Below are 24,986 nucleotides of genomic sequence, written 5' to 3'. Positions count from 1 at the left end.
GGGCGACGGACGCGAGGAGCACGACATGTGGCGGGGACTGATCGAGGCGTACCGGGATCGGCTGCCGGTCACCGGGGCGACTCCCGTCGTCACCCTGCACGAGGGCAACACGCCGCTGCTGCCGGCACCGGTGCTCTCCGCCCGGGTCGGCGCGGACGTGTGGCTCAAGGTCGAGGGCGCCAACCCGACCGGCTCGTTCAAGGACCGCGGCATGACTGTCGCGGTCTCCAAGGCCGTCGAGGCCGGTGACAAGGCGATCATCTGCGCCTCCACCGGCAACACCAGCGCCTCCGCCGCCGCGTACGCGGCCCGCGCCGGGATCACCTGCGCGGTTCTGGTGCCGCAGGGCAAGATCGCGCTGGGCAAGCTGGCCCAGGCGCTCGTGCACGGCGCGAAGCTGCTCCAGGTGCAGGGGAACTTCGACGACTGCCTCGGGCTCGCCGGCAAGCTCGCCCAGGACTACCCGGTCGCGCTGGTCAACTCCGTCAACATCGACCGGCTGCACGGCCAGAAGACCGCCGCCTTCGAGATCGTCGAGGCGCTCGGCGACGCGCCCGACATCCACTGCCTGCCGGTCGGCAACGCCGGCAACATCACCGCGTACTGGATGGGCTACTCCGAGGACCTGCGCGACGGCAACGCCACGAAGGCCCCCCGGATGTACGGCTTCCAGGCGGCCGGCGCCGCTCCCATCGTCACCGGTCAGGTGGTGCCGGAGCCGTCGACGATCGCCACCGCCATCCGGATCGGCAACCCGGCGAGCTGGACGAAGGCCATCGACGCGCGGGACGCCTCCGACGGCCTGATCTCGGCGGTCACCGACCGGGAGATCCTGTCGGCGTACCGGCTGCTGGCCCGCGAGGTGGGCGCCTTCGTCGAGCTGGGCAGCGCGGCCAGCGTCGCCGGTCTGCTCCAGCAGGCCGAGGCCGGGCGGGTGCCGGCCGGGTCGCGGGTGGTCTGCACGGTCACCGGGCACGGCCTGAAGGACCCGGAGTGGGCCATCTCCACCGCGCCGGCCCCGGTGACCATCGCCAACGACGCGCTGGCCGCCGCCCGCTCGCTCGACCTGGTCTGATCGCTCCGTCCCCGCGGCTTCCCCGGGCCTTGCCCGGCCCCGATTCACACCTCCGTCCGGGGTGCCTCGGGCGACGCACTCCGCTGGACCTCGCGGGCCTCCGCGCTTCCTCTGCCGGACCTCACTTGGGGGAGGTGGCGGCATCCCCCGATCTGCACCAGCTCGGGGAGGTGGTGGCATCCCCCGTCTTGATCCACTCCAGTTCGGGGAGGTGGCGGTATCAGGGTGGGTGGAATGCCGCCACTTCGGCGAGGTGGAGTGGATCAAGAGCGGGGTGAGGTACTCGGGCAGGCGGCCGGTCTAGGTGGGACGGGGTGGCCACACCCGAAGGACCGGGTGAGGCCGGGTCGGCCCGACGGAGGGCATTCCCGCCCGCCTCGCGCGTCCGCGCTCCCGGCTTCGTGCTTGATCGACACCAGCTCGGGGAGGTGGCGGGGTCGGAGTGGGTGGAATGCAGCCACTTCGGCGAGCTGGTGTCGATCAAGGCGGGCACGGGCGACCCCCGAGCGCGGAAGTGCCATCGGCTGGGGCGGATGCCGGGAGTGTCGGGGCGTGCGGCAGACTCAGACACCCCCGCCGGACACCTCTTCAGGAGTGAGTAACGCCGATGTCGCTGCTCGCCAGATTCAGCCTCGCCAACCGGGGGCTGATCGCCCTCGTCGCGTTGGTGACCACGGCCTTCGGCCTGTTCGCCGTGCCGTCGCTGAAGCAGCAGCTCCTGCCGTCGCTGGAGTTCCCCGCCGCGTTCATCGTGGCGACGTACCCGGGCGCCGCGCCGGAGATCGTGGAATCCCAGGTCGCCGAGCCGATCGAGAACAGCCTCCAGGGCATCCCGGGCCTCGACAAGGTCACCTCGACCTCGCGCGAGGGCGCGGCCACGGTCCAGGTGCAGTACGAGTTCGGCACCGACCTGGACGACGTGGTCAACAAGATGGAGACCGCGCTCAACCGGATCGACTCCCAGCTCCCCGAGGGCGTCGACCCGCAGGTGATCGCCGGTAGCACCGACGACCTGCCCGCAGTGGTGGTCGCCGCGACCGGTGACGGCGACGAGCGGGCGCTGGCGGAGAAGCTGCGCAGCGCCGTCGTACCGGATCTGGAGGCGCTGGACGGCGTCCGCTCGGTGGACGTCACCGGCGCCCGCAACCAGGTCGTGACGATCACGCCGGACCCGGCGAAGCTGGCCGCCGCCAAGGTGGCGCCGACCGCCATCGCGTCGGCGCTCAAGAGCAACGGCGTGGCCGTGCCGGCCGGTGCGCTCGCCGACGGCGACAGGTCGCTGCCGGTGCAGGTGGGCACGCCGATCCGGACCATCGACGACCTGCGCGGCATCGTGCTGACCACGGCTCCCGCCGCCCCGGTACGCCTCGGCGACGTGGCCGCCGTGGAGCAGCAGCTCGCCCCCGCCACCTCGCTGACCCGGACCAACGGCAAGCCCAGCCTCGGCATCGCGGTGACCGCCGCGCCGGACGGCAACGCGGTCGACATCTCGCACGACATCCGGGACCGGCTGGACGAGCTGTCGAAGGCCTCCGGCGCCGAGCTGACTGTGGTCTTCGACCAGGCGCCGTTCGTCGAGCGGTCGATCGAGAGCCTGACCACCGAGGGCCTGCTCGGCCTGGTCATGGCGGTCGTGGTGATCCTGGTGTTCCTGCTGTCGGTGCGTTCCACGGTGGTCACCGCGGTGTCCATCCCGCTGTCGGTGCTGGTCGCGCTGATCGTGCTCTGGTCCGGCGACTACTCGCTGAACCTGCTCACCCTCGGCGCGTTGACCATCGCGGTCGGGCGGGTGGTGGACGACTCCATCGTGGTGCTGGAGAACATCAAACGCCATCTGGAGTACGGCGAACCGAAGCGGGACGCGATCCTCACCGCGGTACGCGAGGTGGCCGGCGCGGTGACCGCGTCCACGCTCACCACTGTCGCCGTGTTCGCGCCGATCGCCCTGGTGGGCGGCTTCGTCGGGCAGCTGTTCGCCCCGTTCGCGATCACCGTGACGGTGGCGCTGCTCGCCTCGCTGCTGGTGTCGCTGACCGTCATCCCGGTGCTGGCGTACTGGTTCCTGCGGCCGCGGGGCGGTGCGGACGACGCCGCCGCCCGGCGCGCCGCCGAGGAGAAGGAGCTGCGCAACCCGTTGCAGCGGGCGTACCTGCCGGTGATCGACTTCGCCACCCGCTCCCGGAAGACCCGCTGGGCCACTGTGGGTCTGGGCCTGCTGGTGCTCCTGGGCACGTTCGGCCTGGCGCAGAAGCTGGAGACGAACTTCCTGGACGACTCCGGCCAGGACACGCTCGCCATCCGGCAGGAGATGCCGGCCGGCACCTCGCTCGCCGGCACCGACCGGGCCGCCGCCCGGGTCGAGGAGGTGCTGCGGCGTACCCCGGGGGTGGAGACCTACCAGGTCAGCGCCGGCGGTGGGGACAACCCGTTCGCCGGCGGCGGCAGTGACCAGGCCACCTGGTCGCTGTCGCTCTCCGACGACACCGACGCCGCGACGGTACGGCAGGGCCTGCGCAAGGAGTTCGACGCGCTCGGCCCGGAGGTCGGCGAGTTGACGTTCGGCGGCGGGCAGAACGCCTCCGCCAACCAGGTCGAGGTGGTCGTGCAGGCCGCCGACCAGGAGACGCTGACGCGGGCAGCCGAGGCGGTACGGGGCGCGATGGCCGGCACGCCGGGCGTGGAGGACGTCACCAGCAGCCTGGCCACCCAGGTGCCGCGCGTCGAGGTGACTGTGGACCGGGTGGCCGCGGCCCGTGCGGGTCTCACCGAGGCGGCCGTCGGGCAGCTCGTCGCGCAGACGTACCGGGGAGCGCCGCTCGGGCAGGTGACGCTCGACGGTACGGCGCAGAGCGTGGTGCTGAGCAGCGGTGCCCGGCCGCCGCTGACCGTCGACGAGCTGCGGGCGCTGCGGGTCGGCGCGGTGCCGCTGGACGCGATCGCGGACGTCGAGCAGGTCGACGGCCCGCAGCAGGTGACCCGGATCGACGGGGAGCGCAGCGTCTCGGTCACCGGTACGGCGACCGGCTCGAACCTCGGCGCCACCACGCAGGAGCTGCAGAAGCGGCTGGACGCGCTGGACGTGCCGGGCGCCACGTACGTGATCGGCGGCGTCAGCGCCGACCAGGCCGACGCGTTCGCGGACCTCGGCCTCGCGGTGCTGGCCGCCATCGCGATCGTCTTCCTGATCATGGTGGCGACGTTCCGCAGCCTGACCCAGGCGCTGATCCTGCTGATCTCGGTGCCGTTCGCCGCGACCGGCGCGATCGGGCTGCTGCTGGTCACCGGTACGCCGCTGGGTGTGCCGGCGCTGATCGGCGTGCTCATGCTCGTCGGCATCGTGGTGACGAACGCGATCGTGCTGCTCGACCTGATCAACCAGTACCGGGCCCAGGGCATGGACGTGACCGAGGCCGTGGTGGAGGGCGGCCGGCGCCGCCTGCGGCCCATCCTGATGACCGCCGTCGCCACCATCTTCGCGTTGCTGCCGATGGCGCTCGGCCTGACCGGCGAGGGCGGCTTCATCTCCAAGCCGCTGGCGATCGTGGTGATCGGCGGCCTGCTCAGCTCGACGCTGCTGACGCTGGTGCTGGTGCCGACGCTCTACACGATGGTCGAGCACACCAAGGGCTCGTTCCGGAACCGGCGGCGGGGCGGCGCTTCCGAGCCGGTCGAGCCGCAGCCGGAGCCGGACCCGGTGCCGGTGGCGGTCGGTGGCGGGGAGCGCGCCGAGGAGCGGGGCGTGGTGGCGCCGCCGCCGGCCCGCCCGTCGGGTGCGCTGGTCGACGGCACCGACCAGTTCGAGGTGCTCCGCCTGCCCAAGAGCCGCCAGTCGCCGCTCCCGCCGACCGAGTGACGGACCGGGAGGGGCCCCGCGCGGGCCCCTCCCGGCACCTCGGCGTGCGGGACACACCCGAACCGCGCCGGGCGGTACGCTCAGTGAGCTGCTGCCTACTTTCGGTTCGGGGGTGCGATGGCGGGGGGAGCGGGCCGGTGGGATCGGCGTACCGTGCTGCGCCGCTCCGCGCTGCTGCTCGGCGGGGCCGTGGTCGGCTCGTTCGCGACCGCCGAGAGCACCTGGGTGGCCGATCGGAGGCTCCCGATCGCGGGCGGCCCGGCGAGCGCCACGCTCGGCAACCGCCATCAGGACGTCGGCACCGGCGGGGTGCAGGTCGTCTGGGGGGTACGCACCGAAGAGCCCCTGGTGGCGCTCACCTTCGACGACGGTCCCCGCCCACAGTGGACCCCGATGGTGCTCGACACGCTCGCCGAGCACCGGGTGCCGGCCACCTTCTTCCTGGTCGGTGAGCGGGCCCGCGAGCACGCCGCGCTGGTCCGCGGCCGAATGGACGCCCACGAGGTCGGCAACCACAGCTGGGCGCACCGCGACCTGGCCCGGATGGACGCCGCGACGGTCTACGCCGACCTGCGCCGCAGCCACGACGCGATCACGGCGGCCACCGGCTCGGCGCCCCGGCTGCTCCGCCCGCCCTGGGGGCACCTCGGCGGGTCGGTGCTGTACGCGTCGGCCCGGCTGGGCTACCGCCTGGTGCTCTGGACGCTCCAGATGGTCGAGAGCGAGTTCCCGCACGACCCGGCCGGGCACGCCCGGCGCATCGTCGCCGACGTGCGCCCCGGCACGATAGTGCTCGGCCACGACGTCGGCAACGACGGCCGGCTCGTCGCGCTCCGCGGCCTGCCCGACATGATCGGCGGTCTGCGGGCCCGGGGATACACCTTCGTCACGGTCTCCGACCTGCTGCGCCGCGCTGCCGCGCCCGGGGCGGCCCGGTAGGGTGCCCGCGTGTCACCCACCCTCTCGGTCCTCGTCCGCAACCGCGACTTCCGCCATCTGTTCCTCGCCGAGCTGGTGGTCTTCGGCGCGGACTGGTTCGTCATGGTGCCGTTGCTGGTGCTGCTGCCCGACCTGACCGGCAGCGGTGTCTGGGGCGCGCTGGTGCTGGCGGTGGACACCGGCACGACCGCGTTGCTGCTCCCGTACGCCGGAACGATCGCCGACCGGTTCGACCGCCGCAAGGTGATGATGGTGGCGAACGTGGGCGCGCTGGCCGGTGTGCTGCTGCTGCTCGGCGTGCGCAGCGCCGGCACGGCCTGGCTGGCGCTGGCGGCGATCGCGCTGGTGGCGGTGGCGAAGGCGTTCTACTCGCCCGCTGCCCAGGCCGCGCTGCCGAACGTGGTCGACCCGGAGGACCTGGCCGCGGGCAACGCGGTCGCCGGCTCGGCGTGGGGCACGATGACTGTGGTCGGGGCCTCGCTCGGCGGCATCCTGAGCGCCGTCGCGGGCCCGTACGCCAGCTTCTGGGTGGCGGCAGTCGGCCTGGTCGCCGCCGCGGGCCTGGCCGCGCTGATCCGCCGGCCGTTGCAGGCGCCGCGCGACCCGGCGGCGACGGTGCCGCGCACCTGGGCGGCGATCCGCGAGGCACTGCGCTACATCGCCCACCGCCCGCGCGTGCTGGCGCTGGTCACGGTCAAGTCGGCGGTCGGCCTGGGCAACGGCGTGCTCACCGTCTTCCCGCTGCTCGCCGGGGTGTACGGGGTGGGCGCGGTCGGCGCCGGGCTGCTCTTCGCCGCCCGCGGCGCCGGAGCCCTGGTCGGCCCGATCATGATGCGCCGGGTGCTGAGCAACCGGGCCTGGCTGCTCACCGGACTGGCACTGTCCATGTCGTTGTACGGCCTGGCCTACCTGGGCGCCTCGGTGGTGACCTGGTTCCCGCTGGTGCTGGTCCTGGTGTTCCTGGCCCACCTGGGCGGCGGCAGCAACTGGGTGCTGTCCAACTACGCGTTGCAGGGCGAGGTGCCGGACCGGCTGCGCGGCCGGGTCTTCGCCACCGACATGATGCTGGCGACGCTCGCCATCGCGGTGAGCCAGCTTGTGGTGGCGCTCGTGGTGGACCGGGTGGACGAGCGCACCGTGCTGGCCGGCTGTGGCCTGGTCACCGTCGTGTACGCGATCGGCTGGCGGTTTGCCACCCGGCGGCTCTCGCTCACCGACCCGGTCGACGCGCCGGCCCCCGAGCGCGCCGCCTGACACGCCGGTCCCACGCTCCGGGCGGTCCGGCCGGGCTGTCGGGGTGACGTCCTAGCATGAGCCGGTGCCGACCACATTCACCCCCGGCCCGGTGCGGGTCCGGGTGCCCGCGACCAGCGCCAACCTGGGCCCCGGCTTCGACGCGCTCGGGCTGGCCCTCGGCCGCCACGACGACGTCACGGCCGAGGTGACAGACGGCGGCGTACGGGTGTCGGTCACCGGGGAGGGCGCCGGCGAGCTGCCGTCGGACGAGCGGCACCTGATCGTCACCGCTATGCGGGCCACCTTCGACGCGCTCGGCGCGCAGCCGGCCGGCCTGGCGCTGGAGTGCGTCAACCGCATCCCGCAGGCCCGAGGGCTCGGCTCGTCGTCGGCGGCGATCGTGGCCGGGGTGCTGGCGGCCCGCGCGCTGGTTGCAGGCGGCGACCGGCGGATGGACGACGACGCCGCGCTGCGACTGGCGGCCGAGCTGGAGGGGCACCCGGACAACGTCGCTCCCTGTCTGCTCGGCGGCTTCACGATCGCCTGGACCGAACCGGGCGGTGCGCGGGCGGTCTCGCTGCCGGTGGCGCCGGCCGTGCGCCCGACCGTGTTCGTGCCCGCCGAGCGCGGCCTGACCTCGGTGGCCCGGGCGGCGCTGCCCGCCACCGTGCCGCACGCCGACGCGGCGTCGAACGCGGGCCGGGCGGCCCTGCTGGTGCACGCGCTGACCGCTGATCCCGCGCTGCTGCTGCCGGCCACCGTCGACCGGCTGCACCAGGAGCAGCGGGCGCCGGGGATGCCCGCCACGGCGGCGCTCGTCGGTGAGCTGCGTGCGGCGGGTGTGGCGGCTGTGGTCAGTGGGGCGGGGCCGACGGTGCTGGCGCTCTCCGAGGTCCCGGCGGGATTCCAGGCGGGAACAGATTGGCGCCGGTGGGAGTTGCCGATAGATGTCAGCGGTGCCCGGGTCATCCGGGGTAGACTTTGACACGCCGAGCGGGGCCCTGTTGCCGCAGGTCGGACGAGGCGATTACGCTCTAGACCTAGCACAGCCGCGAAGCATGCGATCTTCCTGCGGTTCGGCGCACCCCCGAAGCTCTCGGCGGTAGCCCGTCACCCCTGCTCAAGGCCCACGCCGCACCGCAGTTTCCACAGGTCGCCGCAGACGGCGAGACCTGCTCACCGATGGTGGTGAGTTGGGAAACCACCGGCTGCTGTGTCACAGACTCCCGCGACGCGTCCATGCGAGGCGGGTGCACCGAGGCCGCCCGGCCACCTGGTTCCACGACTCCGGGCAGCCCCGGCCTATCGAGGGAAGGAATCCATTGAGCGACACCACCGACGTGACGTCGGATGTTTCCAACGTCGCTGGCGATGCCACCACCGCCGCCCCCACGCGCCGCCGGCGGAGCGGCACCGGTCTGTCGGCGATGCTGCTGCCGGAGCTGCAGAGCCTGGCCGCGTCGCTCGGCATCTCTGGTACCGCTCGCATGCGCAAGGGCGAGCTGATCAGTGCCATCACCGAGCGGCAGCAGGGCGGCGCGGCCGGAACCCCTCGACCGCGAGCCGAGGTGGCGGCTGCGTCCGCTCCCGCCCGTGAGGAGGTGCACGCGGAGGTCCGTGAGGAGCGGGCCGAGGCACGCCCCGCCGAGCAGGCGCCGGCCGCCGAGGTGACCGAGGGTCGTACCCGTGGTCGCCGCAGCCGGGCCGCCGCCGCGACCACCGAGGCGCGACCGGCCGAGGCGCCGGCGACCGAGGCGCGTCCGGCCGAGACGACGCGCGCCGAGGAGGCGCCCGCCGAGACCGGTGAGCGCGCCGAGCGTGGCGGTGACCGGGCCGAGCGCGGTGAGCGCAACGAGGGCCGGGGCCGTGAGCGCGGCGAGCGCGGCGGTGACCGGGCCGAGCGGGCCGAGCGTGGCGGCGAGCGGGCCGACCGTGGCGAGCGCGGCGGTGATCGGGCCGAGCGCGGTGAGCGCAACGACCGTGGTGACCGTGCCGAGCGTGGCGACCGGGCCGAGCGTGGCGACCGCAACGAGCGGGGCGAGCGCGCCGAGCGCAACGACCGGAACGAGCGGAACGACCGGGGCGGCGACCGCAACGACCGCAACGACCGGGGTGACCGCAACGACCGTGGTCAGCGCGCCGAGCGGGACAACGACGGCGACGACGACGGCGAGGGCGGCGGCCGGCGGGGCCGGCGCAGCCGGTTCCGGGACCGTCGTCGCGGCCGCGGCGAGCGGGGCGAGGGCGAGAGCGGTGGCGGTCGCGAGCCGCAGGTCGGCGAGGACGACGTGCTCGTCCCGGTCGCCGGCATCATCGACCTGCTCGACAACTACGCCTTCGTCCGGACCACCGGCTACCTGGCCGGCCCGAACGACGTGTACGTCTCGATGTCCCAGATCAAGAAGTACGGCCTGCGCCGCGGTGACGCGATCACCGGCGCCGTGCGGGCCGCCCGGGACGGCGAGCAGCGGCGCGACAAGTACAACCCGCTGGTCCGGCTGGACACCATCAACGGGATGGAGCCGGACGAGGCGAAGCGCCGGCCGGAGTTCTACAAGCTCACGCCGCTCTACCCGCAGGAGCGCCTGCGGCTGGAGACCGAGCCGCACATCCTCACCACCCGGGTGATCGACCTGGTCATGCCGATCGGCAAGGGCCAGCGGGCGCTCATCGTGTCCCCGCCGAAGGCCGGTAAGACGATGGTGCTGCAGGCGATCGCGAACGCGATCACCCGCAACAACCCGGAGTGCCACCTGATGGTGGTGCTGGTGGACGAGCGGCCGGAAGAGGTCACCGACATGCAGCGGTCGGTGAAGGGCGAGGTCATCGCGGCCACGTTCGACCGTCCGCCGCAGGACCACACCACGGTGGCGGAGCTGGCGATCGAGCGGGCGAAGCGCCTGGTCGAGCTGGGCCACGACGTGGTCGTGCTGCTCGACTCGGTGACCCGGCTCGGGCGGTCGTACAACCTGGCGGCACCGGCCAGCGGCCGGATCATGTCGGGTGGTATCGACTCCACCGCGCTCTACCCGCCCAAGCGCTTCCTCGGCGCGGCGCGCAACATCGAGAACGGCGGTTCGCTGACCATTCTCGCCACCGCGCTGGTGGAGACCGGATCCATGGCGGACACGGTCATCTTCGAGGAGTTCAAGGGCACGGGTAACGCCGAGCTGAAGCTGGACCGGAAGATCGCCGACAAGCGGGTCTTCCCGGCGATCGACATCAACCCCTCCGGCACCCGCAAGGAGGAGGTCCTGCTCGCGCCGGAGGAGCTGGCGATCATCCACAAGCTCCGCAAGGTGCTGCACTCGCTGGACTCGCAGGCGGCGCTCGACCTCCTGCTGGACCGGCTCAAGCAGTCCCGCACCAACATCGAGTTCCTGATGCAGATCGCGAAGTCCACTCCGGGCGAGTGAGCTGACGGATCCGACGAACGAGGGGCACGGCCGCATCGGCCGTGCCCCTCGTCGCGTACCGGGCCGCAGGCCGTGAAGTTTTTCTACGGTTAAGCCGCTAGGTATTGAAACTTCTGTTCACCGTCGGGTTGACTGTCGTCCATGCGAACCCGCAGTCGACCCGCCCGCCTCGCCGGCGTCCTGCTGCTGACGCCGTTGCTGACCCTCACCGCGTCGGCACCGTCCGCCGCCACTGCCGCGCCGTCGGCCGTCGCGCCGCCGGGCACCGCCGCCGAGGACGCGCCACGCGCCTCGTCCCGCCCCGACTCCGCCGTCGCGCTGGCCGGTGTGGAACCGGCCGGCGGCCTGGAGACCGCCAAGACCACCCGGCCGGTCGCGCCCGGCCTCGACCTGACCTCCTTCGACAGGTACGACGCGGCCGGCTGGCTGCGCGCCGACGCCCTCACCGCCGACCTGGCCGGCGGGCTGACAGTCGACTACGTGAACTCCGGCGAGGTCACCAAGGACGAGCCGCTGCGCGCCGCGGTGGACCGGTCCCGTGCCGTCGCGGCGGTGAACGGCGACTTCTTCGACATCAACAACTCCGGAGCCGCCCAGGGCGTCGGCGTCCGCTCCGGCGAGCTGGTGCAGTCGCCAGTCGCCGGGCACCCCAACGCCGTCGGGATCAGCGCCCAGGGCATCGGCCGGGTCGTCCAGGTCGGCTTCGAGGGCACCGCGACGCTGCCCGCCGGGCCGGTGCCGCTCACCCAGTTCAACAACATGGTGCAGCGCGACGGCGTCGGAGTGTTCACGCCGCTCTGGGGCTCGTACACCCGCAAGCGGGCCGTGGAGGGCGCGGCCCGGACGGTCGAGGTGACGCTGACCGGCGGCCGGGTGGCGAGCGTCGCCACCACGGCGGGCGAGGGGCCGATCCCGGCCGGCAGTACCGTGCTGCTCGGCCGCGAGGCCGGCGCCGACGCGCTCGCCGCGCTGCGTCCCGGCGACGCGGTGGACCTGACCTGGCGGCCGCGTGCCTCCGACGGCGGTGACCTGCGCGCCGCCGTGGGCGGCGGCAACGTGCTGGTCCGCGACGGCGTGGTGCAGAGCATCGCCGACGCGTCGCTGGCCCCGCGGACCGCTGTCGGCTTCTCCGCCGACGGCCGCAAGATGATCATGCTGACCGTGGACGGCCGGCAGGTGGACAGCCGGGGCGTCACCCAGACCGAGATGGGCCGCATGATGGCCGAGCTGGGCGCCGCGAACGCGCTCAACCTCGACGGCGGCGGCTCCTCCACGCTGCTCGCCCGGGAGCCGGGCGCGGCCACGGTCCAGGTGGAGAACAGTCCGTCCGACGGCAGTGAGCGGCCGGTGCCCAACGGGCTCGCCGTCTACGCCCCGAAGGGCAGCGGCCGGCTCGCCGGCTACTGGCTGGAGACCGCCAGCGACCCGACCGCCGCACCCGGTGTCGCGCCGGTGCGCGGCGGCCGGCCGGACCGGGTCTTCCCCGGCCTCACCCGCCGGCTCACCGCCGCCGGATACGACGAGACGTACGGCCCGGCCGCCGGCGAGCCGCGCTGGCACGCCACCCACGGCCGGGTCGACGGCGACGGCGTGTTCCGGGCCGCCGTCCCCGGCCGCAGCACCGTCACCGCCGCCCGCGGCCGCGCCCGGGGCACGATCGAGCTGACGGTGCTCGGCCCGCTCGCGCGCATCGACGGCACCGTCGACCGGGTCGGCCTGGACCGGGCCGGCGACAGCGGCCTGTTCGGCGTCGTCGGCTACGACGCCGAGGGCAACACCGCGCCGATCGAGCCGGCCGACCTGAGGCTGGAGTACGACAGCGACCTGCTCTCCGTCACCCCCACCGCCGACGGCAACCTGTCCGTCACGGCGCTCGCCGCGACCGGCTCGGCGCTGGTCACCGCCCGGGTCGGCAACCGCACCACGGTCCTGCCGGTGACCGTCGGGCTGACCGACGTGCCGGTGGCCGGGTTCGACGACGCGGCGTCCTGGAAGTTCAGCCAGGCCCGCGCCTCCGGATCGGTCGCACCGGCCGACGGGCACACCGGGAGCGGGCTGCGGATGTCGTACGACTTCAGCCAGTCCACCGGAACGCGGGCCGCGTACGCCGACCCGCCCGCCTGGATCGACGTACCCGGCCAACCGCAGGCGTTCGGCATGTGGATCAAGGCGAACGGCACCGGCGAGTGGCCCAGCCTGCACCTGCACGACGCGCAGGACACCCAGTTCGTGCTGCGCGGCCCGTACCTGGACTGGACCGGCTGGAAGTACGTCGAGTTCGCCGTACCGCCGGGCGTGCAGTACCCGGTGCGGGTGCGCCGGTTCTACGTGGCCGAGACCGACCCGGCCGAGCAGTACCGCAGCGAGGTCGTGATCGACGACCTGGTGGCGCGGGTGCCGCCGGACGTGCAGGCGCCGCCGGAGCCGAACCGCACCGACCGGGTGGTGGTGCGTGACGGCACTGTGGACGGCGCGCCCTGGCGCTTCGCGGTGCTCTCCGACGCCCAGTTCGTCGCCGCGAACCCGGACAGCGACCTGGTCGCCCAGGCCCGGCGTACGCTGCGCGAGGTCCGCGCCGCCCGGCCGGACTTCCTGATCATCAACGGTGACTTCGTGGACACCGCCTACCCGGCGGACTTCGCCCTGGCCAAGCGCATCCTGGACGAGGAACTGGGCGGCGAGGTGCCGTACCACTACGTGCCCGGCAACCACGAGATCATGGGCGCGCCGATCGACAACTTCCGGAGCGTCTTCGGGGACACCTCGCGCGTCTTCGACCACCGGGGCACCAGATTCCTGACGCTGAGCACCGCCACCGGCTCGTTGCGCGGCGGCGGGTTCGACCAGGTGGAGCTGCTGCGCCGGACGCTCGATCAGGCCGCCGCCGACCGCTCGGTCGGTTCGGTAGCGGTGTTCTTCCACCACCCGCCGCGCGACCCGAGCCCGGCCAAGGCCAGCCAGCTCGGCGACCGCAAGGAGGCGGCACTGGTCGAGCAGTGGCTGGCCGACTTCCAGCACCGCACCGGCAAGGGCGCGCTGATGGTCAACGGCCACGTCGGCACGTTCCACGCCGACCGGGTGGACGGCGTGCCGTACGTGATCAACGGCAACTCGGGCAAGGACCCGTCCACCCCGGCGGCGCTCGGCGGGTTCACCGGGTGGACCGAGTTCGGGGTGGACCCGGTGACGCCGGGGGAGGCCGAGCGGGCCCGCCGTGACCCGCTGGCCGAGGGACCGCGGTGGGTGAGCGCGGAGATGCACGCGCACGTCGACCGGCTCGCGCTGACCGCACCCGCGCAGGTGTCCCGGCGTACGCCGGCCGACGTCACGGCCACGCTCACCCAGCCCAGCGGCCGGCTGGTGCCGGTCGCCGCGCCGGTCAGCGCCGACTGGTCCGGGTCGCCGAACCTGCACATCGGCGGCGCCGCGGGCGTACGTCCCTGGCACGCCGCCCGATTCGACCCGCTGACCGGAAAACTGACCGCCCTGCGCCCCGGCGCCCAGGTCCAGCTGACTGTGACGGTGAACGGAGTGAAGGCCGAGGCCCAGGTGACCACCACCCCGTAACCCCCGGTCCTGCCCCCGCCCCCCGCCCCGCCCCGGCCTTCGCCCACCTGGCTCTCGCCTCGGTGATCATGAAGTTGACCTGGACAAAAGCGACAGGAAATGCCGCTAACTTCATGATCGCCGGGGCAGATCGGGCCCGGGTCGGCCCGGCGCCCCGGGCAGGTGGGGGAGTGGGTGGGGTGGGGGTGGGAATGCTGACGGGTGGGCCGGCGTTGGGGGTGGCGGACCTCCTGTGCCGGGTGGAAGATGCCCGTGGCAGACTGGTCAATCGGCCACCGGTTCCGGTTCACGCCCGAGCCCGTCGTGACGACGGGGCGCACCGACGGCGACCCGGCGACCACCGACGAAAGGACCGAGGCGACATGAAGCCCAACATCCACCCGGAGTACGTGACCACCGAGGTCCGCTGCTCCTGCGGCAACACGTTCACGACCCGCAGCACCGCCAAGGGCGGCGCCATCAGCGTCGAGACCTGCAGCGCCTGCCACCCGTTCTACACCGGTAAGCAGCGCGTGCTGGACACCGCCGGCCGGGTCGCGAAGTTCCAGCAGAAGTACGCCAAGGTTCAGGCCAAGAAGGCCAAGTAGCTCCGTCGACGACGCCCGTGTCCGGCTCCTGCCGGGCACGGGCGTTCGTCCGTTTGCGCCGGTTTCATCTCCCCCAAGGAGCATCCGCAGCATGAGCAGTGAGCGCCTGGCCGCCCTCCTCGACGAGTACGCCGAGCTGGAGCGGCGGCTGGCCGACCCGGCCATCCACGCCGACCAGGGCGCCGCCCGGCGGGTCGGCCGTCGGTACGCCGAACTGGTCCCGCTGCACAAGGCGGCCGGTGAGCTGGAGCAGGCCCGCGCCGACCTGGCCGCCGCCCGGGAACTGGCCGCCGAGGACGCGACGTTCGCCGTCGAGGCGGACACCATCGCCGCCTCCCTGCCGGCCCTTGAGGAACGGCTCGCGGAACTGCTCATCCCGCGCGACCCGCACGACGCCAAGGACGTGATCGTCGAGATCAAGGCCGGCGAGGGTGGCGAGGAGTCCGCGCTGTTCGCCGGTGACCTGCTGCGGATGTACACCCGGTACGCCGAGCGGCACGGCTGGGTCACCGAGGTGATCGACGCGCAGGACTCCGACCTCGGCGGCGTCAAGGACGTCTCCCTGGCGATCAAGAGCAAGGGCGTCCCGGAGGGCGGCAACGGCGTCTGGTCCCGGCTCAAGTGGGAGGGCGGCGTGCACCGGGTGCAGCGCGTCCCGGTCACCGAGTCGCAGGGGCGGATCCACACCAGCGCCGCCGGCGTGCTGGTGCTGCCCGAGGCGGAGGACGTGGACGTCACCATCGACCCGAACGAGCTGCGCATCGACGTGTTCCGCTCGTCCGGCCCCGGTGGGCAGTCGGTGAACACCACCGACTCGGCGGTACGGATCACCCACGTGCCGACCGGCATCGTGGTCTCCTGCCAGAACGAGAAGTCGCAGTTGCAGAACCGGGAGCAGGCCATGCGCATCCTGCGCGCCCGGCTGCTGGCCGCCGCCCAGGAGCAGGCGGACGCGGCGGCGTCGGACGCCCGCAAGGCGCAGGTCCGGACCGTGGACCGGTCCGAGCGGATCCGCACCTACAACTTCCCGCAGAACCGGATCACCGACCACCGCATCGGCTACACCGCGTACAACCTGGACCTGGCGCTGGCCGGCGAACTGGACGGGGTGCTCGACGCGCTGGCCGAGGCGGACCGCGCGGCCCGGCTGGCCGGCGAGACCGAGCTGTCCCGCCGCTGACCGCCGGGGGTGTTAAGCGGGGGCCCCTCCTCTACCGGAGGCGTTAACAAGGGCCCCCTCCTTACCGCTCAGCTCGCCCGCAACCGCGCCTTGGCGCGCAGCATCTCCCGGTCGGCCAGCTCGAACGCGGCGCCCAGCGCCTCCCGGACGCTCACGGTGGTGCTGCCGTCGACCTCGGCGAAGCCGATCGTCACCCCGACCGGCGTGCCCGGGACCAGGGACTCCCAGTCCTCGGTGCGGACGGCCGCCTCGATCCGGCGGGCCACCTCGACCGCCTCCGGCATGCCGGTGTCGGGCAGCACCACGACGAACTCGTCGCCGCCGTAGCGCGCCACGAAGTCTCCCCGCCGCATCACCCGGTTGATCACCCCGGCGACCCGTTGCAGAACCAGGTCCCCGGAGTGGTGGCCGTGCCGGGTGTTCACCGCCTTGAACCCGTCGAGGTCGCAGACGCCGATCACCACCCGCTCGCCCCGGGACACCACGGCGCCCAGGTAGCGCTCCAGCCGGCGCCGGTTGGGCAGGCCGGTGAGCGGGTCGGTGAGCGCCTCGCCCTCGTACCGGGCCGCCTCGCGGCGCATCTCCTCGTGGTCGATCCGGGCGGCGATGCCGTCGATGTAGACGTCCCGCAGCCGGTCGCTGCGCCGCGCCGCCAGCCGGAACGCGTGCCGGTCGGCCCGGTGCGCGCCCGCATGGTCACCGGCCCGGGCCAGCGCCACGCTGCGCAGCCGGGGTGCCTCGGCCGCGCCGAGCGTCTCGTCGGACACCCGCAGCGAGTCCAGGCGGGTGACCGCCTCGATCGGGCGGCCGGCGGCCACCGCGAGGCAGACCTGACCGAGCTGGCGCAGGTCGCGGGCGCGGGCACTGTCACCGCCGTGGCCGAGCAGCCGGTTCGGGTCGGCGTCCCCGGCGGACTCCACCCGGTCGCCGAGCGCGGCCCGCCGGGCGGCGGCGTAGCCGTACGCGGCCAGGCTGCTCGGGCGCAGGTTGCCGGCACCCCCGCCGCGCAGGAACCGGGCGAGGTCACCGGCGACGTCGCGCAGCACCCGCAGGCAGCCGTCGCTGTCGCCGTTGTGGTCGAGCGCGACCGCGTTGCGCAGCCGGATCCCGGGGGCGGCGAACGTCTCCTCGGGGATGCCGACGCTGAGCCCGACCTCCCGGGCCCGCTCGATCGCGCCGAGCGCGTGGCCGTGGAAGCTCAGGTACGAGTACGCCATCGCCAGGTCGTGCCAGCCCCAGGCGGTGTCCCGGTCGGGCGTGTCGTCGGCGCTGAGCGCGCGGGCGGCCCGGACCAGGTGCATCACGCATCGGTCCAGCGCGCCCTGGTGGTGTGCGGCGAGGGCGGCCAGCGCGTTGAGGTGCCCGTGCAGGTAGGGCTCGGTCAGGTCGCGTACGGCGGCGGAGGCGTCCTCGACGGCCCGGGTGAACTCGGCGGTCCGGCCGAGATTGATCAGCGCGGACAGGCGTTGCACGAGCGCGTCGGCGCGGGCGTACGGGTCGTCGGTGGTGCGGATGACGCGGTCGAGCAGGGCACACGCCTCCGCGGACCGGCTGGCCTCCTGGAGTGACCGAGCGCGTCGGAGAGCGTCAACCTGGTCCTCGACCTGGTCGAGCCAGCCCACTCGCGACCTCCCTGCGGTGTGCGCCCGGACGCACCCGCTCGTGAGGTGGGCCGCGACGCCTCATGATTATTGCGTGACCGCACTCCCGCAACACCCGTCCGAAGGGACAGAACGCGAACGCCCCTCGCTGGTGATCATCCGGGTGGCGCGCGCGCTCGCCGCGGCGGGCGTCGAGGCACCCCGCGCCGAGGCCGAGCAGCTCGCCGCGTACGTCCTGGACGTGCCGCGTGGCCGGCTGGCGCTCGCCGACGGCTTCACCCCGGCACAGCGCGACCGCCTGGACGCGCTCGTCGGCCGGCGGGTGACCCGCGAGCCGTTGCAGCACCTGCTCGGCTCGGCCGGTTTCCGGCACCTGGAGTTGGCCGTCGGGCCGGGCGTCTTCGTGCCCCGGCCGGAGACCGAGCTGCTGGCCGGGTGGGGGATCGAGCGTGCCCGGGAGCACGCCGCGCCGCTCGTGGTCGACCTGTGCAGCGGTTCCGGCGCGATCGCCCTCGCTGTCGCGCAGGAGGTGCCCGCGGCCCGGGTGGTGGCGGTGGAGCGGTCCCCGGCCGCGCTGGCGTGGCTGCGGCGCAACGCGGCCGGGCGCGCCGCCGCCGGGGACCGGCCGGTCGAGGTGGTGGCCGCCGACGTGACCGATCCGGACCTGCTGGCCGACCTGGCCGGGCGGGTCGACGTGCTGCTGTGCAACCCGCCGTACGTGCCGAGGTCGGTAGCGGTGCCGCCGGAGGTGGCCGGGCACGACCCGGACGAGGCGGTGTTCGGCGGCGCGGACGGGCTGGACGTGATCCGTCCGGTGGTCGGCCGGGCCGCCGCGTTGCTGCGCCCGGGCGGGGCGATCGGCATCGAGCACGACGACACGCACGCGGCGGCGGTGCCCGCGCTGCTGCGCGGCGACGGCCGCTACGACCGGGTGGAGGAGCACCGGGACCTGGCCGGGCGGCCCCGCTGGGCGAGCGCGTCCCGGCGGGCGGACGGCACCCACGCCGACCCCGCCCGGGCGTGGCAGACTGACTCCTCGTGATGCTCTACGACTGTCGGTCGCCCGCCGACCGGGACCGCGGCATCGCCGCTGCCATCGAGGCGGTCAAGAACGGGGAACTCGTCGTCCTGCCGACCGACACGGTCTACGGCATCGGGGCGGACGCCTTCACCCCGTACGCGGTGAAGGCCCTGGCGGACACGAAGGGTGGCGCCCGGCAGGCGCCCCCGGTGCTCATCGGTTCCCGGCACACGCTCGACGGCCTGGTCTTCTCGCTGCCCGGCGCGGCCCGCGACCTGGTCGAGGCGTTCTGGCCCGGCGCGCTGACCATCGTGGTGGAGCACTCGCCGAGCCTGGCCTGGGACCTGGGCGACTCCAGCGGCACGGTGGCGGTGCGGATGCCGCTGCACCCGGTCGCGCTGGAGGTGCTGCGGGAGACCGGGCCGATGGCCGTCGCGTCGGCCAACAAGATCGGCCAGCCCGCCGCGCTCACCGCCGAGGAGGCTCGTGACCAGCTCGGCTACGGCGTCCGGGCGTACCTGGAGGCCGGGCCGGCGGTGGACCCGGTGCCGAGCACCATCGTCGACCTGACCGGCGACGTGCCGCGGGTGCTGCGCGAGGGCGCGGTGACGCTGGCGAAGCTGCGCGAGGTCGTGCCGGACATCCTCGACGAGCGGGGGGTCTGAGTGCCGCCCTTCACCGTCCTGCATGTCTGCATGGGCAACATCTGCCGGTCGCCGATGGCCGAGCGGCTGCTGCTGCTCGCGGTCCGGGAGCGGCTGGCCCGCCTCGACGTCGATCCGGCCGGGTCGGACGCGCTCGTGCACAGCCACAGCGCCGGCACCGGCGGCTGGCACGCGGGGGAGGAGATGAACCCGCCCGCCGCCCGGCAGGTGATCTCGCGCGGCGGTGACACCGGGGGGTTCGCCGCCCGGCGGCTGCGCTCCGACCTGATCGACGCCGCCGACCTGGTGCTCACCGCCACCGCGGACCAGCAGGAGTACGTGGTGGCGCTGCGGCCGGACGCCGCCGCGCGCACGTTCGTGCTCGGGGAGTTCGGCCGCCTGCTCGGCGCGCTGGACCGGTCCGCACTGCCGCCGGCCGAGCCGACGCCGGACGCCGTGTACGCGCGCGGCGTCGCCCTCGTCGCGGCAGTCGACGCGGCCCGGCAGAACGCCTCCGCGCTGCCCACCGACGACCTGGACGACCCGTGGGGGCGGGGCGACCAGTGCTTCAGCCGGGTCGCCGACGAGATCGAGGAGACGGTGCAGCCGCTGGCTGCCGTGCTGCTCCCCTGATCGCGGTTCATCCTTCCTCGCGAACTTCCTGCGCATTTCGCGGAAGACGGCGGCGAAAGCGGCCATTCCGGTCATTCTGAACGGGTCCGTACGGCCGGCTCCTGCGGGGAGAGCTGATGAACCGGGCCTATCTCGACAAGCTGTTCACCGTTGTGCTCGCCGGCGTGCTCGCCGGACTGGCCCTGGCCGCAGCCGCGCTGCCGGCCGCGCTGGTCTTCGGGCTGGGCGTGAAGAACCTGATGCCGTACACAGTGCTGCCGGAGGCGCTCAAGACGCCGCAGCCGGCGCAGCGGTCCAACCTGTACGCCAACGACGGGCGGACGCTCATCACCTCGTTCTACGTCGAGGACCGGGTGGACGTGCCGGTCGGCGAGGTGGCGCCGGTGATGCGCGACGCCATCGTGGCCGCCGAGGACGTGCGCTTCTACGAGCACCACGGCGTCGACGTGCGCGGCGTGGCGCGGGCGTTCACGGCCAACCGTCGCGAGGGCACCCGCCAGGGCGCCTCCACGCTGACCATGCAGTACGTGCGCAACGCGCTCGCCGGTGACCCCCGGCTGACCGAGGAGCAGCGCGCCGCCGCCACCGAGATCACCGTCGGGCGCAAGATCCGCGAGATGCGGTACGCGCTGACGCTGGAACGGCAGATCGGCAAGGACGAGATCCTCGGGCGCTACCTGAACATCGCGTACTTCGGCGCCGGGGCGTACGGCATCGCCGCCGCCAGCAAGCGCTACTTCTCCACCACCCCGGAGCGGCTCACGCTGGCCCAGGCCGCGCTGCTCGCCGGGCTGGTCCGGTCCCCGGCCGACGACCCGATCAACGGCGACGCCGACGCGGCCCGGCAGCGGCGGGCGTACGTGCTGGACCGGATGGTGGAGACCGGCCGGGTCAGCGCGGCCGACGCCGAGACGGCGAAGGCAACGGAGCTGGCCCTCAAGCCCAACACCACACCGAACGACTGCGCCGCGGTGCCCGCCGACCACAACGACTGGGGCTTCTTCTGCGACTGGTTCACCCAGTGGTGGAACGCCCAGCCGGCGTTCGGCGAGAACGTCGACGAGCGGCAGCGGACGCTGCGCCGCGGCGGCTGGAAGATCGTGTCCTCGCTCGACCCGGACGTGCAGGCCAAGGCGAGCGAGCAGGTGCGGGAGATCTACCCGGAGACGATCGCGCGGGCGGCGCCGACCGCCGTGGTGCAGCCGGGCACCGGCCGGGTGCTGGCCATGGCGGTGAACCGCACCTACGGCACGACCGCCAACCCGGACGGGCAGCAGAACTACCCGAACACGGTCAACCAGCTGGTGGCCGGTGGTGGTGGCATCACCGGCTATCAGGCGGGCTCCACGTTCAAGCTGTTCGCCCTGCTGGCCGCGCTGGAGTCCGGGCTGCCGCTGGACACCGAGTTCGACGCGCCGCGCGTCTACGTGACGCAGTACCCGGTCGGCGCCGGCCCGGCGAGCTGCGGCGGCCGGTGGTGCCCGGCGAACGCCAACACCTACTGGATGGACGGCGACCGGGACATGTGGGACGCGTTCGGCCGGTCGGTGAACACGTACTTCGCGTGGCTGACCGAGCGCGTCGGCGCGGACCGGGTGGTCGAGATGGCCCAGCGGCTGGGCATCGTCTTCCGTGCCCCGGCGGACGCCCGGATGGCCCGCGAGGGCGCCAAGAGCTGGGGACCGTTCACGCTCGGGGTCTCTGCCACCACGCCGCTGGACCTGGCCGGCGCGTACGCCGCGGTGGCCGCCGAGGGCACCTGGTGCCGGCCCACGCCGGTCACCTCGATCACCGATCCGGGCGGCCGGACGGTGCCGGCCGGGAACACCGACTGCCGGCAGGTGCTCGACACCGAGGTGGCCCGCGCGGCGGCCGACGCCAGTCGCTGCCCGGTCGGCGACCAGTCGATGTACCGGCGCTGCGACGGCGGCACCGCCGAGGAACTGGCCCCTGGTCTGCGCCGGCCGGTGGCGGGCAAGACCGGCAGCTCGGAGCGGAACGCCACCGAGACGGTCGTCGCGTTCACCCCGCAGCTGTCGGTGGCGACGATCGCCGCGAACCCGGACGACCCCCGGGACGCGGTCGGCGGCGGCGTGCAGAAGCGGCAGATCGCCGCTGTGGGCCGCATCCTCGCGTGGTCGCTGCGCGACGAGCCGGTACGCGACTTCGTCCCGCCCGGCCAGGCGGTGGCCTTCCAGCACACCAGCCCGCGCACCGGTAACTGAGAGACGTCCGTCAGCTCGTCGACCTGCCGTACCGCGCGACAGTGGTCCGGACGGCTTCGTCCACCACCGCTGTCGTGCGGTCAGGGGTGACCGTCCAGTCCGGGAGGACCAGGCGCGGCCAGAACAGGTAGTTGGAGATCATCCCGAGGAACTGCGTAGCGGCCATCTCCGGGTCGTCGACGTCCGCGGCTCCCGCCTCGTGCTCGGCCACGAGGTAGGTCCGGACGGACTCGAAGTACGGCAGTTTGCCCTGGGAGAAGTGCGCTCGGGCCAGTTCGGGAAAGCGTGGCAGTTCGGCGATCACGATGCGGAACAGATCGGTCATCTCCGGCCGGCTCAACAGCGTCGCGTAGTGCCGCCCGAGAACCGTCAGGCCGGCCGTCAGGTCACCGGCGGGCGGCACGTCGGCGACGTCGTTGCGGGCCCACGAGTCGATGACGATGGCATCGAACAGTGCCGCCTTCGTCGGGAACTGCTTGAACAGCGTCGCCTTCGACACGCCGGCACTCTCGGCGATACGCGCCAGTGACGCCCGGTCGTAGCCCGACTCCAGGAAGAGCTCGGTGGCGGCCTGCAGGATCAGCGCGCGCTTCTCCTCCGCCACGCGCTGGTGATAGGCCGACGGCGCTGGGGTCATGCGCCCATCATAGCGAGGTGAGTGGGTTGACTCACCATCTGCGGGGGCGTAGCTTCGAGTGGTGAGTCGCTCGACTCACCACCCGTCCCGGGTGGTCGTCCCGTACGTACCGGAGGATCCGATGTCCCGTTTCGCCGATCAGACAGTTCTCGTCACCGGAGGCAGCGGCGGGCAGGGGGCCAGCCACGTCCGCGCCCTGCACGCCGAAGGCGCCAACGTCGTCATCGGTGGCATCGACGCCGACCGTGGCGCCGGCCTCGCCGCCGAGCTGGGACACCGGGCCCTCTCCGTCCGCCTGGACGTCACCCGGGAGGAGTCGTGGGCCGCCGCCGTCGCGGAGACCGAGAAGACATTCGGTGCGCTCACGATCCTCGTCAACAACGCCGGGGTGCAGAACCCGCCGGCCGTCATCGAGTCCACCGACCTGGCCACGTGGGCCCGCATCCTCGACGTCAACCTCACCGGCACGTTCCTCGGCATCAGGGCAGCCGCCCCGGCGCTGCGGCGCGCGGGGGGAGGAACGATCGTCAACATCGGCTCCACCACGGGCCTCGGCGGTACCGCCCTCTACGCGCCCTACGTCGCCGGCAAGTGGGCGGTTCGAGGGCTCACCCGGACCGCCGCCCTCGAACTGGGCCGCGACAACATCCGCGTCAACGCGATCCACCCCGGCGTGGTCGCCACCCCGTTCATCACCGAGCCGGCGGCCGGCAGCGCCGCCCCGATCGCCGACTTCTACTCGCCCGAGCCGTTCGCCGTCCCGCGACTCGGGCAGCCCGCCGACATCACCGCGCTGCTGTTGTTCCTCACGTCGCCGGACGCGGCCTTCATCACCGGCGCCGAGTACGTCATCGACGGAGGGCTGCTCCTCGGCCCCGCACTGAAGAACGGCTCTCCGTCCTAACCGGCGGGGTGTTCGGCGCCCCGGGCGATGTTGCGGGCCATGCCGCCGAAGACGACGGCGTGGAAGGGGGCCACCGAGGCCCAGTAGAGGTGGCCGGGCAGGCCGCGCGGGAGGAACACGGCCCGCTGCACGTACCTGCTGCGGCCGTCCCCGTCCGGCTCGGCGCGCATCTCCAGCCAGGCGCGGCCGGGCAGCCGCATCTCGGCGCGCAGCCGCAGCAGCTCACCCGGGACGATCTCCTCGACCCGCCAGAAGTCCAGCGCCTCGCCGACCTGGAGCCGGTGCGGGTCGCGCCGTCCCCGGCGCAGCCCGACGCCGCCGATCAGGCGGTCCATCCAGCCGCGCACCGACCAGGCGAGCGGGAACGAGTACCAGCCGTTCTCGCCGCCGACGCCCTCGATGACCCGCCACAACGCCGCCGGTGGCGCGTCCACCGTCCGCTCCCGCAGATCGGTGTACGCGGTGCCGCCGGACCAGTGCGGATCCGACGGCAGCGGCTCGGCGGGCGCGTCCGGCCCGCTCGCGTTCGACCAGCGCGTCTCCACCTCCGCGTCCCGCACCTTGGTCAGCGCCAGCGCGACCGCCTGGTCGAAGCCGATCAGCCCGTCCGGCGGGTCCGGCACGTACCGGGCGATGTCGTGCTCGTGCGCCACCGCCTCGTGCACCAGGCTCTCCACGAGCGGCCGGGCGATCGCGTTCGGCACCGGCGTGATCAGGCCGACCCAGTGCGAGGAGAGCGACGGGGTGAGCGGGCGTACCGGCAGGATGACCCGGCGCCGCAGCCCGGCCACCCGGGCGTACCGCTGCATCATCTCGGAGAACGTCAGCACGTCCGGGCCGCCGATGTCGAAGGCCCGGTTGACGTCGGCCGGCAGGTGCGCGCAGCCGGCCAGGTAGCGCAGCACGTCCCGGACCGCGATCGGCTGGATCCGGTTGCGCACCCAGCGCGGGGTGACCATCGCCGGGAGCCGCTCGGTCAGGTGGCGCAGCATCTCGAACGAGGCCGAACCGGATCCGATGATCACGGCGGCGCGCAGCACCGCAGTGGGCACGCCGCTGTCCAGCAGGATCCGCGCGACCTCCGCCCGGGAGCGCAGGTGCGCCGAGGGCAGGCCGTCGCGCTCCGCCGGCTCCGGCCCGCCGAGATACACGATCCGGCGTACGCCCGCGGCGCGCGCCGCCTCGGCGAAGTTCGTCGCCGCCTCCCGGTCGGCCGCCTCGAAACCACGCTGGCCCAGCGAGTGGACCAGGTAGTACGCCACCTCCACGCCTGCGAACACGGCCGGCAGCGTCTCCGGCCGGCGGAGGTCGCCCTCGACGACCTCCGCCTCGGCCGCCCACGGCACGTCCCGCAGCCGTCCGGCGGTCCGGGCCAGGCAGCGTACGGTGTGCCCCTCGGCCAGCAGCCGGGGCGCGAGGCGTCCGCCGATGTAGCCGGTCGCACCGGTGACGAGGCATCTCACGGCAT

17 protein-coding genes are annotated in these 24,986 nt (G+C 73.7%); 14 read left to right on the top strand and 3 right to left on the bottom strand.

What is annotated here, in order from left to right; translation table 11 throughout:
- Positions 1 to 25 precede the first annotated feature (25 nt).
- From thrC to prfA, 9 genes are all read left to right on the top strand, one after another.
- Positions 26 to 1,075, top strand: coding sequence for a threonine synthase (gene thrC, locus IF06_RS0115415; protein ID WP_013288279.1), 1,050 nt, complete (start codon positions 26 to 28; stop codon positions 1,073 to 1,075).
- Between the two features lie 607 nt (positions 1,076 to 1,682).
- Entirely contained in the window at positions 1,683 to 4,928 is a 3,246-nt protein-coding gene (locus tag IF06_RS0115410; protein ID WP_030271796.1) for an efflux RND transporter permease subunit, read from the top strand.
- Between the two features lie 117 nt (positions 4,929 to 5,045).
- Positions 5,046 to 5,867, top strand: a complete 822-nt coding sequence (locus IF06_RS0115405) for a polysaccharide deacetylase family protein (RefSeq protein ID WP_030271794.1) — start codon at positions 5,046 to 5,048, stop codon at positions 5,865 to 5,867.
- Positions 5,868 to 5,876: 9 nt separating this feature from the next.
- Positions 5,877 to 7,121, top strand: a complete 1,245-nt coding sequence (locus IF06_RS0115400; protein WP_013288276.1) for an MFS transporter — start codon at positions 5,877 to 5,879, stop codon at positions 7,119 to 7,121.
- Between the two features lie 64 nt (positions 7,122 to 7,185).
- Complete coding sequence (gene thrB, locus IF06_RS0115395; RefSeq protein WP_030271792.1) at positions 7,186 to 8,088, top strand: homoserine kinase; 903 nt, start codon at positions 7,186 to 7,188, stop codon at positions 8,086 to 8,088.
- A gap of 337 nt (positions 8,089 to 8,425) precedes the next feature.
- Positions 8,426 to 10,519 (top strand): transcription termination factor Rho, encoded by a 2,094-nt coding sequence (gene rho, locus IF06_RS0115390; RefSeq protein WP_030271791.1) that lies wholly within the window; start codon positions 8,426 to 8,428, stop codon positions 10,517 to 10,519.
- A 141-nt stretch (positions 10,520 to 10,660) separates the two neighbouring features.
- A complete protein-coding gene (locus tag IF06_RS0115385) occupies positions 10,661 to 14,086 on the top strand; it encodes a phosphodiester glycosidase family protein (protein ID WP_030271789.1) in 3,426 nt (1,141 codons plus the stop codon).
- A gap of 362 nt (positions 14,087 to 14,448) precedes the next feature.
- Positions 14,449 to 14,673, top strand: coding sequence for a 50S ribosomal protein L31 (gene rpmE / locus IF06_RS0115375; protein WP_013288272.1), 225 nt, complete (start codon positions 14,449 to 14,451; stop codon positions 14,671 to 14,673).
- Between the two features lie 91 nt (positions 14,674 to 14,764).
- Entirely contained in the window at positions 14,765 to 15,853 is a 1,089-nt protein-coding gene (prfA, locus tag IF06_RS0115370) for a peptide chain release factor 1 (protein ID WP_030271787.1), read from the top strand.
- A 68-nt stretch (positions 15,854 to 15,921) separates the two neighbouring features.
- On the opposite strand, the gene IF06_RS0115365 is transcribed toward prfA, so the two are convergent.
- A complete protein-coding gene (locus tag IF06_RS0115365; protein ID WP_013288270.1) occupies positions 15,922 to 17,475 on the bottom strand; it encodes a GGDEF domain-containing protein in 1,554 nt (517 codons plus the stop codon).
- Between the two features lie 130 nt (positions 17,476 to 17,605).
- On the opposite strand from IF06_RS0115365, the gene prmC reads away from it, so the two are divergent.
- The 4 genes from prmC to IF06_RS0115345 all read left to right on the top strand — a co-directional run bounded on the left by prmC (position 17,606) and on the right by IF06_RS0115345 (position 21,977).
- Positions 17,606 to 18,496, top strand: a complete 891-nt coding sequence (gene prmC / locus IF06_RS0115360; RefSeq protein WP_036310877.1) for a peptide chain release factor N(5)-glutamine methyltransferase — start codon at positions 17,606 to 17,608, stop codon at positions 18,494 to 18,496.
- Positions 18,496 to 19,140 (top strand): L-threonylcarbamoyladenylate synthase, encoded by a 645-nt coding sequence (locus IF06_RS0115355; protein ID WP_013288268.1) that lies wholly within the window; start codon positions 18,496 to 18,498, stop codon positions 19,138 to 19,140. The genes prmC and IF06_RS0115355 overlap by 1 nt, the downstream gene beginning before the upstream one ends.
- Positions 19,141 to 19,752, top strand: a complete 612-nt coding sequence (locus IF06_RS0115350; protein WP_030271783.1) for a phosphotyrosine protein phosphatase — start codon at positions 19,141 to 19,143, stop codon at positions 19,750 to 19,752.
- A gap of 116 nt (positions 19,753 to 19,868) precedes the next feature.
- On the top strand, positions 19,869 to 21,977 hold the full coding sequence (locus tag IF06_RS0115345; protein WP_013288266.1) for a transglycosylase domain-containing protein: 2,109 nt from the start codon (positions 19,869 to 19,871) through the stop codon (positions 21,975 to 21,977).
- A 10-nt stretch (positions 21,978 to 21,987) separates the two neighbouring features.
- On the opposite strand, the gene IF06_RS0115340 is transcribed toward IF06_RS0115345, so the two are convergent.
- A complete protein-coding gene (locus IF06_RS0115340; protein ID WP_013288265.1) occupies positions 21,988 to 22,614 on the bottom strand; it encodes a TetR/AcrR family transcriptional regulator in 627 nt (208 codons plus the stop codon).
- Between the two features lie 61 nt (positions 22,615 to 22,675).
- On the opposite strand from IF06_RS0115340, the gene IF06_RS0115335 reads away from it, so the two are divergent.
- Positions 22,676 to 23,518, top strand: a complete 843-nt coding sequence (locus tag IF06_RS0115335) for an SDR family NAD(P)-dependent oxidoreductase (RefSeq protein ID WP_232236691.1) — start codon at positions 22,676 to 22,678, stop codon at positions 23,516 to 23,518.
- Here IF06_RS0115335 and IF06_RS0115330 read toward each other — a convergent pair.
- The gene (locus tag IF06_RS0115330) at positions 23,515 to 24,981 is read right to left on the bottom strand and encodes an SDR family oxidoreductase (protein ID WP_013475359.1); all 1,467 of its coding nucleotides are present in this window, start codon (positions 24,979 to 24,981) and stop codon (positions 23,515 to 23,517) included. The genes IF06_RS0115335 and IF06_RS0115330 overlap by 4 nt on opposite strands.
- Positions 24,982 to 24,986 lie beyond the last annotated feature (5 nt).

This window comes from Micromonospora globosa (genome assembly GCF_000717585.1).
Taxonomy (GTDB): Bacteria; Actinomycetota; Actinomycetes; order Mycobacteriales; family Micromonosporaceae; genus Micromonospora; species Micromonospora aurantiaca.
Note: the sequence above shows the minus strand (reverse complement) of the source record. Positions and strands in the feature narration are given on the sequence as shown.

Excerpts from the sequence above, each read along its gene's own strand:
- IF06_RS0115405 (WP_030271794.1), top strand. The coding sequence starts at position 5,046 with ATGGCGGGGGGAGCGGGCCGGTGGGATCGGCGTACCGTGCTGCGCCGC.
- IF06_RS0115410 (WP_030271796.1), top strand. The coding sequence starts at position 1,683 with ATGTCGCTGCTCGCCAGATTCAGCCTCGCCAACCGGGGGCTGATCGCC.
- IF06_RS0115385 (WP_030271789.1), top strand. The coding sequence starts at position 10,661 with ATGCGAACCCGCAGTCGACCCGCCCGCCTCGCCGGCGTCCTGCTGCTG.
- rpmE (WP_013288272.1), top strand. The coding sequence starts at position 14,449 with ATGAAGCCCAACATCCACCCGGAGTACGTGACCACCGAGGTCCGCTGC.
- IF06_RS0115345 (WP_013288266.1), top strand. The coding sequence starts at position 19,869 with ATGAACCGGGCCTATCTCGACAAGCTGTTCACCGTTGTGCTCGCCGGC.
- prfA (WP_030271787.1), top strand. The coding sequence starts at position 14,765 with ATGAGCAGTGAGCGCCTGGCCGCCCTCCTCGACGAGTACGCCGAGCTG.
- IF06_RS0115340 (WP_013288265.1), bottom strand. The coding sequence starts at position 22,614 with ATGACCCCAGCGCCGTCGGCCTATCACCAGCGCGTGGCGGAGGAGAAG.
- thrC (WP_013288279.1), top strand. The coding sequence starts at position 26 with ATGTGGCGGGGACTGATCGAGGCGTACCGGGATCGGCTGCCGGTCACC.
- IF06_RS0115355 (WP_013288268.1), top strand. The coding sequence starts at position 18,496 with ATGCTCTACGACTGTCGGTCGCCCGCCGACCGGGACCGCGGCATCGCC.